This window comes from Mycobacterium decipiens (assembly GCF_963853665.1).
In the GTDB taxonomy this organism is placed as follows: Bacteria; Actinomycetota; Actinomycetes; order Mycobacteriales; family Mycobacteriaceae; genus Mycobacterium; species Mycobacterium decipiens.
This window is the reverse complement of sequence record NZ_OY970459.1, coordinates 1,713,874-1,728,118: the sequence shown is the minus strand read 5'-3', so window position 1 is coordinate 1,728,118 and position 14,245 is coordinate 1,713,874. Positions and strand designations below refer to the sequence as shown.

The 14,245-nt window shown below is 65.1% G+C and carries 17 protein-coding genes; 7 read left to right on the top strand and 10 right to left on the bottom strand.

The features are described from left to right. Nucleotides 1-78: 78 nt before the first annotated feature. From AADZ55_RS07925 to AADZ55_RS07915, 3 genes are all read left to right on the top strand, one after another. Nucleotides 79-1,821, top strand: a complete 1,743-nt coding sequence (locus AADZ55_RS07925) for a cytochrome c biogenesis protein DipZ (protein ID WP_085323987.1) — start codon at nt 79-81, stop codon at nt 1,819-1,821. A 113-nt stretch (nt 1,822-1,934) separates the two neighbouring features. Next, nucleotides 1,935-2,516, top strand: a complete 582-nt coding sequence (locus AADZ55_RS07920; protein WP_085323988.1) for a fasciclin domain-containing protein — start codon at nt 1,935-1,937, stop codon at nt 2,514-2,516. A gap of 134 nt (nt 2,517-2,650) precedes the next feature. Further along, nucleotides 2,651-2,920, top strand: a complete 270-nt coding sequence (locus AADZ55_RS07915) for a DUF2631 domain-containing protein (RefSeq protein WP_207569028.1) — start codon at nt 2,651-2,653, stop codon at nt 2,918-2,920. Nucleotides 2,921-2,954: 34 nt separating this feature from the next. On the opposite strand, the gene AADZ55_RS07910 is transcribed toward AADZ55_RS07915, so the two are convergent. The 6 genes from AADZ55_RS07910 to pyrH all read right to left on the bottom strand — a co-directional run bounded on the left by AADZ55_RS07910 (nt 2,955) and on the right by pyrH (nt 7,956). After that, complete coding sequence (locus tag AADZ55_RS07910; RefSeq protein WP_085323912.1) at nt 2,955-3,818, bottom strand: cytochrome c biogenesis CcdA family protein; 864 nt, start codon at nt 3,816-3,818, stop codon at nt 2,955-2,957. 4 nt (nt 3,819-3,822) lie between these two features. Then, nucleotides 3,823-4,344 carry a protein disulfide oxidoreductase gene (locus AADZ55_RS07905; protein ID WP_085323913.1) on the bottom strand — a complete coding sequence of 174 codons (522 nt, stop codon included), beginning with the start codon at nt 4,342-4,344 and terminating at the stop codon, nt 3,823-3,825. A gap of 87 nt (nt 4,345-4,431) precedes the next feature. Beyond that, nucleotides 4,432-5,526 (bottom strand): 23S rRNA (adenine(2503)-C(2))-methyltransferase RlmN, encoded by a 1,095-nt coding sequence (gene rlmN, locus AADZ55_RS07900; protein WP_085323914.1) that lies wholly within the window; start codon nt 5,524-5,526, stop codon nt 4,432-4,434. Nucleotides 5,527-5,548: 22 nt separating this feature from the next. Continuing rightward, nucleotides 5,549-6,469: a phosphatidate cytidylyltransferase gene (locus tag AADZ55_RS07895; RefSeq protein WP_085323915.1), complete on the bottom strand. Its 921-nt coding sequence runs from the start codon at nt 6,467-6,469 to the stop codon at nt 5,549-5,551. 22 nt (nt 6,470-6,491) lie between these two features. Beyond that, nucleotides 6,492-7,049: a ribosome recycling factor gene (gene frr, locus AADZ55_RS07890; RefSeq protein ID WP_085323916.1), complete on the bottom strand. Its 558-nt coding sequence runs from the start codon at nt 7,047-7,049 to the stop codon at nt 6,492-6,494. A gap of 121 nt (nt 7,050-7,170) precedes the next feature. After that, entirely contained in the window at nt 7,171-7,956 is a 786-nt protein-coding gene (gene pyrH, locus AADZ55_RS07885; RefSeq protein WP_085323917.1) for a UMP kinase, read from the bottom strand. A 274-nt stretch (nt 7,957-8,230) separates the two neighbouring features. Between pyrH and AADZ55_RS07880 the strand changes: the two genes are divergently transcribed. Both AADZ55_RS07880 and AADZ55_RS07875 read left to right on the top strand, forming a co-directional pair. Next, nucleotides 8,231-8,464: a CsbD family protein gene (locus AADZ55_RS07880; RefSeq protein WP_085323918.1), complete on the top strand. Its 234-nt coding sequence runs from the start codon at nt 8,231-8,233 to the stop codon at nt 8,462-8,464. 180 nt (nt 8,465-8,644) lie between these two features. Beyond that, nucleotides 8,645-9,382 (top strand): winged helix-turn-helix domain-containing protein, encoded by a 738-nt coding sequence (locus AADZ55_RS07875; RefSeq protein ID WP_085323919.1) that lies wholly within the window; start codon nt 8,645-8,647, stop codon nt 9,380-9,382. A gap of 99 nt (nt 9,383-9,481) precedes the next feature. On the opposite strand, the gene AADZ55_RS07870 is transcribed toward AADZ55_RS07875, so the two are convergent. Next, on the bottom strand, nt 9,482-9,961 hold the full coding sequence (locus AADZ55_RS07870; RefSeq protein ID WP_085323920.1) for an MPT63 family protein: 480 nt from the start codon (nt 9,959-9,961) through the stop codon (nt 9,482-9,484). A gap of 292 nt (nt 9,962-10,253) precedes the next feature. Between AADZ55_RS07870 and AADZ55_RS07865 the strand changes: the two genes are divergently transcribed. Beyond that, on the top strand, nt 10,254-10,412 hold the full coding sequence (locus AADZ55_RS07865; RefSeq protein ID WP_165759340.1) for a hypothetical protein: 159 nt from the start codon (nt 10,254-10,256) through the stop codon (nt 10,410-10,412). Between the two features lies 1 nt (nt 10,413). Beyond that, nucleotides 10,414-10,833, top strand: coding sequence for a MarR family winged helix-turn-helix transcriptional regulator (locus tag AADZ55_RS07860; protein WP_085323922.1), 420 nt, complete (start codon nt 10,414-10,416; stop codon nt 10,831-10,833). Nucleotides 10,834-10,847: 14 nt separating this feature from the next. Here AADZ55_RS07860 and AADZ55_RS07855 read toward each other — a convergent pair whose 3' ends face one another. Genes AADZ55_RS07855 through rpsB form a run of 3 tightly spaced genes read right to left on the bottom strand, consistent with a single transcriptional unit; the run spans nt 10,848 to nt 14,016 of the window. After that, the gene (locus AADZ55_RS07855; protein ID WP_085323923.1) at nt 10,848-12,278 is read right to left on the bottom strand and encodes an amidase; all 1,431 of its coding nucleotides are present in this window, start codon (nt 12,276-12,278) and stop codon (nt 10,848-10,850) included. Nucleotides 12,279-12,314: 36 nt separating this feature from the next. Further along, on the bottom strand, nt 12,315-13,145 hold the full coding sequence (tsf, locus tag AADZ55_RS07850; protein ID WP_085323924.1) for a translation elongation factor Ts: 831 nt from the start codon (nt 13,143-13,145) through the stop codon (nt 12,315-12,317). Nucleotides 13,146-13,158: 13 nt separating this feature from the next. Beyond that, nucleotides 13,159-14,016, bottom strand: coding sequence for a 30S ribosomal protein S2 (rpsB, locus tag AADZ55_RS07845; RefSeq protein ID WP_085323925.1), 858 nt, complete (start codon nt 14,014-14,016; stop codon nt 13,159-13,161). Nucleotides 14,017-14,245: the final 229 nt, after the last annotated feature.

The window sequence follows — 14,245 nt, the reverse complement described above, 5'->3', positions numbered from 1 at the left end:
CTATTCCTCGGATTGGCGCCGGGAAAATTCGTGACCGCCCTAGCCGATCCGGCACCGCGCCAGCAACGAATAGCAGGCATGTTGACCCTCGCCCTAGTCGGCTTCCTCGGAGGCCTCATCACCGGAATATCCCCCTGCATCCTGCCGGTACTGCCGGTGATCTTTTTCTCCGGCGCACAGAGCTCGGCTGCCGAGATCTCACCGAAAACCGAAGGCGCCGTGGCAGTCCAGCAGAAGCGGGCGCTGTCGGAGACGCTGCGCCCCTACCGGGTGATCGGCGGTCTGGTGCTCAGTTTCAGTGCGGTCACCCTGCTCGGCTCCGCACTGCTGTCTGCGCTGCATCTGCCGCAGGACGCCATACGCTGGTTCGCACTGGTTGCCCTGGCGGCGATCGGCATCGGTCTTATTTTCCCGACGTTTGAACAGCTTCTGGAAAAGCCGTTCTCCCGGATTCCGCAGAAGCAAATCGGCACTCGTGGAAACGGTTTCGGGCTGGGCCTGGCCCTAGGCGTGCTGTATGTCCCCTGCGCCGGTCCGGTGCTGGCCGCGATCGTCGTGGCCGGTGCCACCGCGACCATCGGCGTGGGGACCGTCGTACTCACCGCCGCCTTCGCCCTCGGCGCCGCATTGCCATTGCTGTTCTTCGCGCTTGCCGGACAACGGATAGCCCAGCGGGTGAACGCGTTTCGGCGTCGCCAGCGGGAGATCCGGGTAGTCGCAGGAATGGTGACGATCCTGCTTGCCGTCGCGCTGGTGTTCGATCTGCCCGCGGCACTGCAGCGGGCGATTCCCGACTACACCGCACCGCTACAGGAGAAGGTCGGCGGATCGGAACAGATACGAGAAAAATTGAACCTCGGTGGCATCGTCAACGACCAGAACGCGCAGCTATCCAATTGCAGCGATGGCGCCCAACAACTCGAAAGTTGCGGCACTGCACCAGATCTCAAAGGCATTGCCGGCTGGCTAAACACGCCCGACAACCAGCCGGTCGCCCTGAATTCGCTACGTGGCAAGGTGGTGCTGATCGACTTCTGGGCCTACTCATGCATCAACTGCCAACGGGCCATCCCGCACGTCGTCGGTTGGTATCAGGCCTACAAAGACAGCGGCTTGGCCGTCATCGGCGTGCACACCCCCGAGTACGCGTTCGAGAAAGTCCCCGGCAACGTCGCCAAAGGGGCGGCCGATCTGGGCATCAAATATCCGATTGCGCTGGACGACAACTTCTCTACATGGACCAACTACCGGAATCGGTATTGGCCCGCCGAGTACCTGATCGACGCCAGCGGCACGGTGCGGCACATCAAGTTCGGAGAAGGCGATTACAACGTCACCGAGACATTGATCAGGAAGTTGCTCAACGATGCCAAACCCGGCGTCACACTCCCCAAATCCGTGGAGGCGCCCGACCTTACCCCGCGGGCCGCACTCACTCCCGAGACATACTTCGGGGTCGGCAAGGTGGTCAACTATGGCGGCGGCGGCGTCTACGACGAAGGATTGGCAACGTTCGACTACCCACCGAACCTGGCGGCCGACAGCTTCGCGTTGAGCGGCCGATGGTCGCTGGACTATCAGGGTGCGACCTCCGGCGGCAACGACGCCGCCATCAAACTGAATTACCACGCCAAGGATGTCTACATCGTTGCCGGCGGGACCGGGACCGTCACGGTTGTGCGGGACGGAAAGCCGGCCACGCTGGCGATCAGTGGGCCGCCGAACGCCCATCAGATCGTCGCCGGCGATCGGCTGGCGCCCGGAACGCTTGAGGTGCGGCCCAGCCAGGGGGTACAGCTGTTTTCCTTCACCTACGGCTGAATGCGGCCGAGTGCCCATCCAAGACCCGGACGGCTCCGAAGAACTCATGTCGGGGTCAGCGAGACGGCACAAGCCGTCTCCGGGCTAACCAGAGGAGTAACAACATGAAGGTCATGAAGGTAAAGCACACGATTGCTGCAACCAGTTTCGCGGCGGCCAGCCTCGCCGCCCTGGCGGTCGCCGTCTCCCCGACCGCGGTCGCGGGTGATCTGGTGGGCCCGGGGTGCGCGGACTACGCGGCAAAGAATCCCAGCGGGCCCGCCTCGGTGCAGGGGATGTCGCAGGTCCCGGTCGCGGTGGCGGCCTCGAACAATCCGGAGTTGACAACCCTGACGGCGGCACTGTCGGGCCAGCTCAACCCGCAAGTGAACCTGGTCGACACCCTCAACAGCGGTCAGTACACGGTGTTCGCGCCGACCAACGCGGCATTCAGCAAGCTGCCCGCAGGCACGATCGACGAGCTTAAGACCAACTCGTCAATGCTGACCAGCATCCTGACCTACCACGTAGTGTCTGGCCAGGCCAGCCCGGCCAATGTTGTCGGCACCCATCAGACCCTGCAGGGCGCCAGGGTGACGGTGACCGGTCAGGGCAATAGCCTCCAGGTCAGCAACGCCGACGTCGTCTGTGGCGGCGTGTCCACCGCCAATGCGACGGTGTACATGATTGACAGCGTGCTGATGCCCCCGGCGTAATCGTCCGGGTTGGCACCGTCTGACTCGCGCACCGCAGAACCACACCGAACGCCGACCCGCCCGAGGGCCATCGGGCATGTGCCAGAATGTTCGGGCAGCGTGAGTCTGAAGACAGTCCAACCGGAGGAATCGCCGTGGCCAGTACTGAGGTGGAGCACTTCGCCGGCTCACCACATGAGCAGGTCGACACCACCGAGGTGCCGTCCGCAGCGTGGGGATGGAGCTGGATCAATCACCGCACCTGGCACATCACCGGTCTGTGCATCTTCGGCTTTTTGCTGGCGATGCTGCGCGGCAACCACGTCGGCCATGTCGAGGACTGGTTCCTGATCGCGTTTGCCGCAGCCGTGCTGTTCGTGCTGGTGCGCGACTTGTGGGGCCGACGGCGCGGCTGGATCAGGTAGCCACCACAACGTGTTGGTGTGCCGCCCGACCCGGTCAGCGCCGCACCCTCCGAAACCAGGTGCTGGCGAGGACACCGACTACGAGCACCACCAACAACGCCGCCCAAGGCCAAGCACCGTGCTGGTGCACCCAGCCAGCTAGCACACCCTGCAAGCGGCCGGCCGCGGCAATCACCCCATCCTGGGGATTCGCCCCGACGCCGGTAATCAGTCGCAGCTCGTAAAGACCGTAGTAGCCCACGTACAGCCCGACCAACACCAGCAGCGCACCGCTGATCCGGTTGACGAACGGCAAGATTCGCCGCAGGCGGTCGGCCAGCGCCGAGCCCGCGGTCGCGGCCGCGATCGCCAGCGCGCCAACAACCAGGGTCAGACCCGCGACATAAGTCAGGTAGATGGCTACGCTGCCGACGACCGAACCGCCCCGCAAACCTGCCCCGGTGACCGCGAGGAACGGCCCGATGGTGCATGACAGCGAAGCGACCGCATAGCTGACGCCGTACCCGTACATGGAACCGAGCCGTACCGTCGGAGCCCATCGCACGCCGAGCGGTCGGGGCGTCAGCACCGTCAGCTCTCGACCCGATAGCAGCCACCCGCCGAGAGCAATGAGCGCCAGACCGATCAGCACCGTCGCATAGGGCAGGTATCGCTGCACCGTCGCGGCCGCCGAAATGGTCAGGGCGCCGAACAAGCCGAATACCGTCAAGAAGCCCAACGCCATCCCGACCGTGGCCGCCACGGCTCGGCCGATTGCGTCGATTGGCCGCGGCCGGTCGGCGGAATCCTCGCCATGCACCACCAAAAGCAGGTACGCGGGCAACATGGCGAACCCGCATGGGTTCAGCGCCGCCACCAATCCGGCGGCGAAGGCCAAACCAATTAGCGCCTCGTTCACCGGGTTAGGAGGTCAGCGCAGCCACCCGGCCGGACAGCTCGTCCTGGGACATGGCCGCGGTGGGGTTGTTGACGAACGTCGACGTGCCGTCCGCGCGATAGAACACAAACGCCGGCTGCCACGGCACGTTGTAGCGGGCCCAGATCGCGCCGTCGGAGTCATTGAGGTTGGTGAAATTCAGGTTGTATTTCGAGACAAAGCTCTGCAACGCCCCGATGTCGGCACGAGTCGCGACTCCGACGAAGGTGACCGCCGGATTGGCGGCCGCCACGTGGCTGACGCTGGGAGCCTCCGCGTTGCAGAACGGGCACCATGGCGTCCAGAACCACAACACCGCGGGCTTGCCTTGCAGGCTGGCGCCATTGAAAGGGGCGCCACTGAGAGTGGTTGCGGTGAACTGCAGTCGGTCGTCGGCGGCTACCGCGCGCGGCGCACTGGCCAGGCCGAACATCAGGACAACCGCCACACCGACGGCCAAAAAGCCGGCAGCAAACGCGTTGATCGGGGACGCAAGGCGAAGACTCATGACAGACCTCTTTGCTCGTGGTTTGACGTAATGACGTAATACCCGCCGGTTCAGTTCAGTACGCCGGCCGCACCGCCTGCGCTCCAGCTACCCGCCTTCGGCGGCCAGCTGTCCGCAGGCGGCGCTGATCTCCCGGCCGCGAGTGTCTCGTACTGTGCAGGAAACTCCTTTCGCCCGGACCCGCTTGACGAATTCACGCTCCACCCGCTTCGGGCTGGCGTCCCAATCACTGCCCGGAGTCGGGTTGAGCGGGATCAGGTTCACATGCGCCAACGGCCCGAGCACACGATGCAGCCGCTTGCCCAGCAGATCGGCCCGCCACGGTTGGTCGTTGACGTCACGGATCAGTGCGTATTCGATAGACACCCGCCGCCCAGTCACGTCAGCGTAGTAGCGGGCCGCATCCAGTGCCTCGCTGAGCTTCCATCGATTGTTCACCGGAACAAGCGTGTCGCGCAGCTCATCGTCGGGGGCGTGCAGCGACAGCGCCAGAGTCACGCCGAGTCGCTCGTCGGCGAGCCTGCGGATCGCGGGGGCCAGGCCGACCGTTGACACCGTCACCGCGCGGGCCGAGAATCCGAACCCGGAAGGCGGCGGCGCGGTGATGCGCGCAACCGCGGCCAAGACTCTGGCGTAGTTGGCCAGCGGCTCCCCCATGCCCATGAACACCACATTCGACAACCGATCGCCGAAGTCGTCGCGCATCGCAGCGGCGCCGGCCCGCACCTGTTCGAGGATCTCCGCGGTCGACAGGTTACGAGTCAACCCACCTTGTCCGGTGGCGCAGAACGGGCAGGCCATACCGCAGCCGGCCTGCGACGAGATGCACACCGTGCTGCGCCGCGGATAGCGCATCAGCACCGATTCGAACGTGGTGCCGTCAATGGCCCGCCACAGCGTCTTGCGGGTCTGGCCGGCATCGCATGTGATTTCGGTGGACGCGGTGAGCAAGTTCGGGAACATGGCCTCGGCGATCCGGTCCCGAACGGCCGCTGGAAGGTCGGTCATCTGACGCGGATCGGCAATTAACCGGGCGTAGTACTGGTGTGCAAGCTGCTTGGCCCGAAACGCCGGCAACCCCAATTCCGCGACGGCGGACGCTCGGCCCGCCGCGTCAAGGTCGGCCAGGTGCCGTGGCGGCCGTCCCGGACGCGGCTCATCGAACATCAACTCTTGAACCATGACCTGTCTAGTATCAGCCCTGTCAGGGCAGCAGCGTCAGGACTATCCACGCCGCAACCGCGGATGGCAGTATGCCGTCGAGCCGGTCCATCAGACCACCGTGACCGGGCAGCAGCCGGCCCATGTCTTTGATACCGAGGTCGCGCTTGACCTGAGACTCCACCAGGTCGCCGAGCGTGGTGGTGAGTACGAAAAGTAGACCCAGCACAGCCCCCATCCACGGTGTTTCGTGGGCCAGGAAGGTCGCGGTAATGACCGTTGCGGTAATCCCGCAGACCAACGAACCGGCGAAGCCCTCCCAGGACTTCTTCGGGCTGATCGCTGGAACCATCGGATGCTTGCCGAAGAACACCCCCACGGCGTAGCCACCGGTGTCGGAAGCGATGACCGCGATCATCATGCAGAAAACCCACCCCGAGCCATTTTCCGGATAGACCAGCATTGCGCCGAACGAGCAGAACAGGGGGACCCACGCGGCCAGGAAGATGGTCGCCGACGCATCGCGCAAGTAGTTTCCGGGCGACGGTGGAGCGTCTGTCGTCGTGCGCGACCCGGGGTCTCGCATGAACAGTCGCCAGATCATGCAGACGACGACCATGCCACCAAAGCCCGCCATTGCGCCCGCGGCGCCGAACGGCCAGGTCAACCACACCGTGGCCTGGCCACCGACCAGCAACGGGATCACCGGGATCAAATAGCCGGCTTCACGCAATCGCCGCACCACCTCGTGGGTAGCGATGAATGCGGCGGCCGCCACGACGGCCACCCAAACGCGCGGAACGAACACCATCACCGCGATGAGGACCACGCCGATGGAAAGACCCACCCCGATCGCGGCGGGCAGATCGCGGCCGGCCCGCGACGTTCCGGTGGCCGGATCCGGGTTAGCCCCACGCGGCGGCTTTTCCGGCGGATAGCCGGCGCCGGCGTCGGTGGTTGCCACAGATTTGGTCGCTGATCGGTCGCTAGACCTCCAGCAGCTCGCCTTCTTTGTGTTTGACCAGCTCATCAATTTGGGTGACGTACTGGTGCGTGGTCTTGTCGAGATCCTTTTCCGCGCGGCCGACCTCATCCTCGCCGGCCTCGCCCTCCTTGCGGATGCGATGCAGCTCCTCCATCGCTTTGCGACGGACATTGCGCACCGAGACCCTGGCTTCCTCCCCCTTATGCTTTGCCTGTTTGACCAGCTCCCGCCGACGTTCCTCGGTGAGCTGCGGTACGGCCACGCGGATAAGGGTGCCGTCGTTGGTGGGGTTCACTCCGAGGTCGGAGTTGCGAATCGCGGTCTCGATCGCGTGCAGTTGATTGGCTTCGTACGGCTTGATGACGACCAGCCGCGCCTCGGGGACATTGATGCTGGCCAGTTGAGTGATCGGGGTGGTCGCACCGTAGTAGTCGATGACGATCCGAGAGAACATGCCAGGGTTGGCCCTCCCGGTACGGATGGTTGACAGGTCGTCCCGGGCCACCGCCACAGCCTTCTCCATTTTCTCTTCCGCGTCGAAGAGAGTCTCATCGATCATTTGCGCCGCTCCTCCTCATCGCCACGCTCTGCATCGTCGCAGGCGCGAATCATTTGCGCCGCTCCTCCTCATCGCCACGCTCTGCATCGTCGCAGGCGCGAATCATTCGCGCCGCTCCTCCTCAGGCGGTGACCAGCGTTCCGATCTTCTCACCCCTGACCGCACGGGCGATATTGCCATCGGTCAGCAGGTTGAACACCAGGATCGGCATGCCATTGTCCATGCAAAGACTGAACGCGGTGGCGTCGGCTACGCGCAGCCCGCGGTCCAGGACCTCTCGATGACTGATTGCGGTGAGCAGTTCGGCCTCGGGGTTCACCCGCGGATCGTCGGCAAACACCCCGTCCACCGCTTTGGCCATCAAGACCACGTCGGCGCCGATCTCCAGCGCACGCTGCGCTGCGGTGGTATCCGTCGAGAAGTACGGCAGCCCCATGCCGGCGCCGAAGATCACCACCCGTCCCTTCTCCAGGTGCCGGACGGCTCGCAACGGGAGATAGGGTTCGGCCACCTGGCCCATGGTGATCGCGGTCTGAACTCGGGTGGCGATGCCCTCTTTCTCCAGGAAGTCTTGCAGCGCAAGGCTATTCATGACAGTACCGAGCATTCCCATGTAGTCCGACCGGGTGCGCTCCATGCCGAGCTGCTGCAGCTGTGCGCCACGGAAGAAGTTGCCACCACCAATCACGACAGCGATCTGGACGCCGCCGCGCACCACATCGGCGATCTGGCGAGCCACCTGCGCCACCACATCGGGATCCAGCCCGACCTGGCCACCGCCGAACATCTCCCCGCCGAGCTTGAGCAACACTCGCGAGTACCGCGACGATTGAGCTGCCGACGCGGCGTCGGTGCTCGTAGGCTCCGACTTCGGAGCCGCCGGACCGGCGACATCGGGCTCTGTCATCTGACTCCTCGCACGACAGCGCCATCCCGGCGACCACCCAGGACGGCATCTCACATCCTGCCTCAATCGCCCGGCCCTGACGTGAGCGGGGTGCATTAACTGTCCGCGCTGTGGGTCGCGGCATGTTTGGGCGTCCGGCGGCGCGGGAATCCGCTCCAACACGGCGGAGAAATCAAAGGTCTTGAGGATAAGGACCGCAACGCCGTTGCACCGGACCGATCGTTTCTTCGATCGGCACTGGGTATATCACCGACGCCAACAAGGGAGGAATTCCATGGCGGACAACAAGGGACCTGCGGAAGCCGTCAAGGGCGCCGTCGAGGACGCCAAGGGTAAGGCCAAAGAAGCCATCGGGAGCGTGACCGGTCGCGACGAACTCGCTCGCGAGGGCAAGGCCCAGCAGGACAAGGCGCAAGCACAGCGCGATGCGGCGAAGAGGGAAGCCGAAGCAGAGGCGGCCCGCGGCAGCGCGAAGGTAGCCGAGCAGCGTCAGAAGGCCCATCAGTAGCTTGCCGGAAGGATGGGCCCGGCCCGTGCAATACGGGCCGGGCCCATCGACATGCTCGGGCCCGAGCAAAGCTCGGGTGACAGAGTTGGCATAGTTCCGTTCTGAACCGGGTACTCAGCGGTGCTAGCAGGTGCCTACGGGGTTCAGGGGGAGATGGCACCTGATGTTGGGAGATATCTCTTGGAAGTTCTACTCCTTACCGATGAAGCCGATTTTGAATCGGCTTTGCCGACGGTGGAGTCATTCGCGCAGTCGGTACAGCGCGCGCCCCTGGACGATCCCGACGTAGCGAAGCACGCGCGCGCCGACGTCGCGGTCATCGACGCGCGCGCCGACCTGGCGGCAGCTCGCCGGGTGTGCCGGCGGCTGACGGCTAGCGCACCTGCCGTTGCCGTGGTGGCCGTCGTCGCACCGGCCGACTTCGTGGCAGTCGATGTCGATTGGAAATTCGATGACGTGCTGTTGGCCGCCGCCGGTGGGGCCGAGCTGCAGGCACGGTTGCGGTTGGCGATCACACGTCGACGCAGCGCACTGGCGGGCACACTGCAATTCGGCGACATTGTGCTGCGCCCGGCCAACTACACCGCGACGCTGGGCGGCCAAGATCTGGGTCTGACACCCACCGAATTCAAACTCATGAATTTCCTTGTGCAGCATGCCGGTCGGGCGTTCACTCGTACTCGGCTCATGCACGAGGTATGGGGTTATGAGTGCACCGGTCGCATCCGTACCGTCGATGTTCATGTGCGACGGCTGCGCGCAAAGCTCGGAGCCGAGCACGAATGGATGATCGACACCGTTCGCGGTGTGGGCTATATGGCGGTGACGCCACCGCAGCCGCGGTGGATTGTCAGCGAGCCGGTGCTGAATCCCGTCTGGGCAGCAGCGGCTCCAGCCGAGGACTCCATAGCGCGCTAGCCGCGCGAATACCCGACCGGCGCCAGGACAGCTCGCGAATCGGATCTCCCCGCGTCAGGATCGACGCGGGGAGATCCCTTCCGGAGGTCCGAAGCCTGGCTAGGCGTTGTTCGTCCAGATGAGAACATCCTGGATGCCATCGTTATAAACCACGCCATTCGGGGGCGTGCCGGTGACATCGAAGTAGATCTTCCCGCTGGTCTGCCCGCCCTCGGGGATCGGCGCCGGGTTGAATCCGGCAGGCACGGGCACGTTGTTGACTACCTGGTAATTCTGTCCGCCAGCCGTGCGCGCATGGAAGGAGGACACCAGCGGTGTCACCATGCCGCTATTGGCCACGGCTTTGACTTCGGCCTGCCACAGCTGCCCCTGCGGTGTGTAGCCGGGGATGGTCACACCGCTCGGCTCCAAGTTGCTGACCGTGTAGTCGGTGACAAGCGGCCCACTTACCAGTGGCGCGCTGGTACCAAACTCCTGGATGCTGGGACCGGCGACAGCGGGTGCCGCGGCGAAAGCGGCAGCGGCCGCGATTCCAGCGGCCCCGATGGCCGATTTAACAGCGATTTTCGTGAATTTCATTGCAGATTCCTCCCGTTGGGTCAATAGCGTTCCTCGCTGGAGCGCCACACTCCATGTGAAGACGAGGACCGCCCCCCACGATGTGCCATAACCGATCGGCACCGCCCTTAAACATCCCACCGGTGTATCGGCGCCGGAGACGTTTGCCCGCGACCGAATCCGGGTATCGGCAAGCCACGGCATTCCGGCTGAGCGAGAGGTCATGATGACGGATACGGTGTCGGCATCGTCAGGGAACGCTGGTGGCTCGCTTGAACCGACAACGGCGTCGAAGCTGCTGAGACTGTTGGAAGTGGACAAGGAGCCGGTAACCCGGCAGCGGCTGGCCATTGGCGCGTGGTTGACCGACAACACGCCCACCGCGGCATTGCAATGCAGCCTGCGCGCCAATGGCTACGGCTTCCTGCTCAAACGACGGCCGGTTCCCTGGCACATATGTCAAGATCCTTGATATGGGTCTTGCCGATGACGCCCCGCTTGGCTATCTGCTCTACCGGGTGGGAGCTGTACTGCGACCAGAGGTTTCCGCTGCGCTAAGTCCACTCGGCCTGACGCTGCCCGAATTCGTCTGTCTGCGAATGCTTTCGCTGTCACCCGGATTATCCAGCGCCGAATTAGCCCGGCACGCAAGCGTCACACCGCAGGCGATGAACACGGTGCTGCGCAAGCTGGAAGACATCGGCGCGGTGGCTCGGCCCGGATCGGTGTCTTCCGGGCGTTCGCTTCCGGCTACCTTGACCGGTCAAGGCCGTGCCCTGGTGAAGCGCGCGGAGGCCGTCGTACGCGCCGCCGATGCCCGTATCCTCGCCAGACTGACCGCACCTCAGCGACGCGAGTTCAAACGAATGCTGGAGAAGCTCGGGTCCGACTGAATGCCCGGCGCGGGCTACTCGGCGACACTCGGGGCGTGAATCCGGGCCCACGGCCGGGCCTCTTCGAGTTCGTAGGCCAGCTGCAGCAGCCGCGCCTCGCGCCCGGTATCAGCCGAGAGCATCATGCCCACGGGCATGCCGTTCGCGGATTGAGCCAGCGGCAGCGATATCGCCGGGGCCCCGGTGACATTGTGCACCGGCGTGAACGCCACCCAGTTGGTCAGCCGGTCTAGGACCGTCTGATAGTCAGTGGGCGCGAGGTAGCCGACCTGCGGAGTGGCGTCGGCAAGTGTTGGCGTGAGCGAGGCGTCGTAGGTACCGAAGAACTGCGCGTTGCGCCGGCGCAGCATGCGCAGACGCATGATCGCCAGCGGCAGCCGGTGCAGGTTGCGGCCGGTATGGCGGGCCAGCCCCAATGTCAGTTCATCCAGCCGGGTGGGGTCGAACGTGGGGCCGAATGCACGCCGACCGGTGCGCACCTGTCCCAGGGCCAAAAATCCCCAATAGAGCACGAAATCGTCCACGAAACTGGCCGGTACCGGAGGGTGGTCGACGTGTTCCACGCGGTGCCCCAGTTCCTCGAGCAGCCGGGCCGACGCCAGCGTCAGCTGCCGTAGTTCGGGACTGGCCTCGCGCAGCACCGAGCGGGTTACCACGGCGATCCTCAGCCGCTGCTTACTGGGACTCCTGACGTCCCCGACAGGTGGCAACTTGGGGTTGCGCCAAAGACGCTCCGATTCGCGGTAGAAGGCGGCGGTGTCGCGCACCGAGCGGGTCAGCACGCCATTGACGACGATGCCCACCGGCAGCCGTCGATACTCCGGGTCCAGCGGCAACCGGCCGCGTGACGGCTTGAGCCCGACCAGCCCGGTGCAGGCCGCCGGAATCCGGATCGAGCCGCCGCCGTCGTTGGCGTGCGCGATCGGCACCACACCGGCCGCGACGAAGGCGCCCGATCCCGACGAGGAGGCACCCGCGGTGTAGTCGGTATTCCACGGATTGCGGACCGGCCCCAGCCGGGGATGTTCGGCGACCGCGCTGAACCCGAACTCCGACATCTGCGTTTTTCCCAGCGATATCAGCCCGGTGCCCAGCACCACCCGGGTTACCTGGCTGTCGGCGACGGCCCGCCGCGGCACCCACGCGTCGGTGCCCCGCATCGTCGGCTGTCCGGCGACGTCAATGTTGTCCTTGATGAACGTCGGCACGCCGTCAAAAAAGCCGCTGCGGAAACCATTGGTCGTCCCGCCCGACGCCGCTTCCCGGGCCTGCTGGAACGCGTCGCACGCCAGGCCGTTGAGCGCGGGGTTGACGGCTTCGGCGCGCGCAATGGCGGCTTCCACGATGTCAGCCCGGGCTAGCAGACCGGACCGGATGGCCTCGGCGAGCCCGACCGCGTCGAGATCGCCGAGGGCATCGTCTCCGAATGCGTGGATGCGCGCCATGACACCGACGCTAGCCCGTTGCTGCGGTAGCCAACCCTAGGCCTGGCCGACCTCGAACCGAACGAACCGCGTCACCCTAACGCCAGCCTCGTCGAGCAGAGCCTTGACGGTCTTCTTGCTGTCAGAAACCGACGGCTGCTCAAGCAGCACCGCATCCTTGAAGAAGCCGTTCAGCCGGCCTTCGACGATCTTGGGCAGCGCCTGCTCCGGCTTGCCTTCGGCCTTTGCGGTCTCCTCGGCGATGCGACGTTCGCTGGCCACCACATCCTCGGGCACGTCGTCGCGGGACAGATAGCGCGCCTTGAGCGCGGCGATCTGCAGCGCGACCGCGTGGGCAGCGGCTGCGCTACTGTCCCGGTCGGCACCCGGACCGTACTCGACCAGCACCCCCACCGCGGGCGGCAGGTCGGCAGACCGCCGGTGCAGGTAGGTTTCGACGGTGCCGTCGAAAATCGCGACCCGGCGCAGTTCGAGCTTCTCCCCGATCTTGGCCGATAGCTCGGCGACCGCCTGCTCGACAGTCTTGCCGCCGGCGCTGGCTGCCTTGAGCGCGTCGACGTCAGCGGGCTTGGCCGCGACTGCCACCGCAATGATCTCGTCGGCCAGCTTTTGAAATTCCGCGTTCTTGGCGACGAAATCCGTCTCGCAGTTCAGCTCGATGAGCGCGCCGTCCTTGGCCGCAACCAGGCCCTCGGCCGTCGCCCGCTCCGCGCGCTTGCCGACATCTTTAGCGCCCTTGATCCGCAGCGCCTCGACGGCCTTGTCGAAGTCGCCATCGGTTTCGGCCAGCGCGTTCTTACAGTCGAGCATGCCGGCGCCGGTCAGCTCCCTCAGCCGCTTGATATCCGCAGCGGTGTAGTTCGCCAATGGTCAGCCTTTCCTAGGATGCATCTGTGGTTGAGTCGGTTCCGTCTGCGGCCGCGTCGGCCGGGGCACCGGTAGACGCGGTTGCCGTTGCTGTGGCCGTAGCCGAGGCCAGCAGCTCCTGTTCCCATTCGGCCAGCGGCTCGGCCGCTTCTGCCTCCGGCTTGCCGTCACCGCGGCCCAGTCCGGCGCGGGCCTGCAGACCCTCGGCGACCGCGGAAGCGATCACCCTGGTCAGCAGCGCGGCCGAGCGGATCGCGTCGTCGTTGCCGGGGATCGGGTAGTCGACCTCGTCGGGGTCACAGTTCGTGTCAAGGATCGCGATGACCGGAATGCCCAGCTTGCGGGCTTCGCCGACGGCGATGTGCTCCTTGTTCGTGTCAACGACCCAGATCGCCGAGGGCACCTTGGCCATGTCCCGGATACCACCCAGGGACCGCTCCAATTTGTTCTTCTCGCGGGTCAGGCCCAAGATTTCCTTCTTGGTGCGGCCTTCGAAGCCGCCGGTCTGCTCCATCGCCTCAAGCTCCTTGAGGCGCTGCAGCCGCTTGTGCACGGTGGAGAAGTTGGTGAGCATGCCGCCCAGCCAGCGCTGGTTCACGTACGGCATGCCGACGCGGATGGCTTCGGCGGCCACCGACTCCTGCGCCTGCTTCTTGGTGCCAACGAACAGCACCGACCCACCGTGGGCGACGGTCTCTTTGACGAACTCGTACGCCTTGTCGATGAAGGTCAGCGTCTGCTGCAGGTCGATGATGTAGATGCCGTTGCGGTCGGTGAAGATGAACCGCTTCATCTTGGGATTCCAGCGACGGGTTTGGTGCCCGAAGTGGGTGCCGCTGTCGAGCAGCTGTTTCATGGTCACAACAGCCATAGTCAGCCGATGTCCTTTTGTGTCGGTTGTTCGCCCGGCTTCGGGTGAAGCCAGGCCCTGGCGTCTGCTGCGATGCCGAACCCGTTTGGGAAACCCGGAACGGGACCGCTCGGCATGCTGTTGCGGATCCTGAGGCGACTGGGCGTCAAAAGATCACGTGCAGACGCGCGAAGTCAGCCCGCTACTGCGAGCTGCGCCGAGAAGTTTACACCGAGCGTCGTACTCCACA

What these genes read in the sequence shown, in the direction of transcription:
- frr (WP_085323916.1), bottom strand. Translation starts at nt 7,049, where the DNA reads ATGATCGATGAGACTCTCTTCGACGCGGAAGAGAAAATGGAGAAGGCT.
- pyrH (WP_085323917.1), bottom strand. Translation starts at nt 7,956, where the DNA reads ATGACAGAGCCCGATGTCGCCGGTCCGGCGGCTCCGAAGTCGGAGCCT.
- AADZ55_RS07860 (WP_085323922.1), top strand. Translation starts at nt 10,414, where the DNA reads ATGGGTCTTGCCGATGACGCCCCGCTTGGCTATCTGCTCTACCGGGTG.
- AADZ55_RS07920 (WP_085323988.1), top strand. Translation starts at nt 1,935, where the DNA reads ATGAAGGTAAAGCACACGATTGCTGCAACCAGTTTCGCGGCGGCCAGC.
- AADZ55_RS07855 (WP_085323923.1), bottom strand. Translation starts at nt 12,278, where the DNA reads ATGGCGCGCATCCACGCATTCGGAGACGATGCCCTCGGCGATCTCGAC.
- AADZ55_RS07905 (WP_085323913.1), bottom strand. Translation starts at nt 4,344, where the DNA reads ATGAGTCTTCGCCTTGCGTCCCCGATCAACGCGTTTGCTGCCGGCTTT.
- AADZ55_RS07925 (WP_085323987.1), top strand. Translation starts at nt 79, where the DNA reads ATGTTGACCCTCGCCCTAGTCGGCTTCCTCGGAGGCCTCATCACCGGA.
- AADZ55_RS07880 (WP_085323918.1), top strand. Translation starts at nt 8,231, where the DNA reads ATGGCGGACAACAAGGGACCTGCGGAAGCCGTCAAGGGCGCCGTCGAG.
- rlmN (WP_085323914.1), bottom strand. Translation starts at nt 5,526, where the DNA reads ATGGTTCAAGAGTTGATGTTCGATGAGCCGCGTCCGGGACGGCCGCCA.
- AADZ55_RS07870 (WP_085323920.1), bottom strand. Translation starts at nt 9,961, where the DNA reads ATGAAATTCACGAAAATCGCTGTTAAATCGGCCATCGGGGCCGCTGGA.
- rpsB (WP_085323925.1), bottom strand. Translation starts at nt 14,016, where the DNA reads ATGGCTGTTGTGACCATGAAACAGCTGCTCGACAGCGGCACCCACTTC.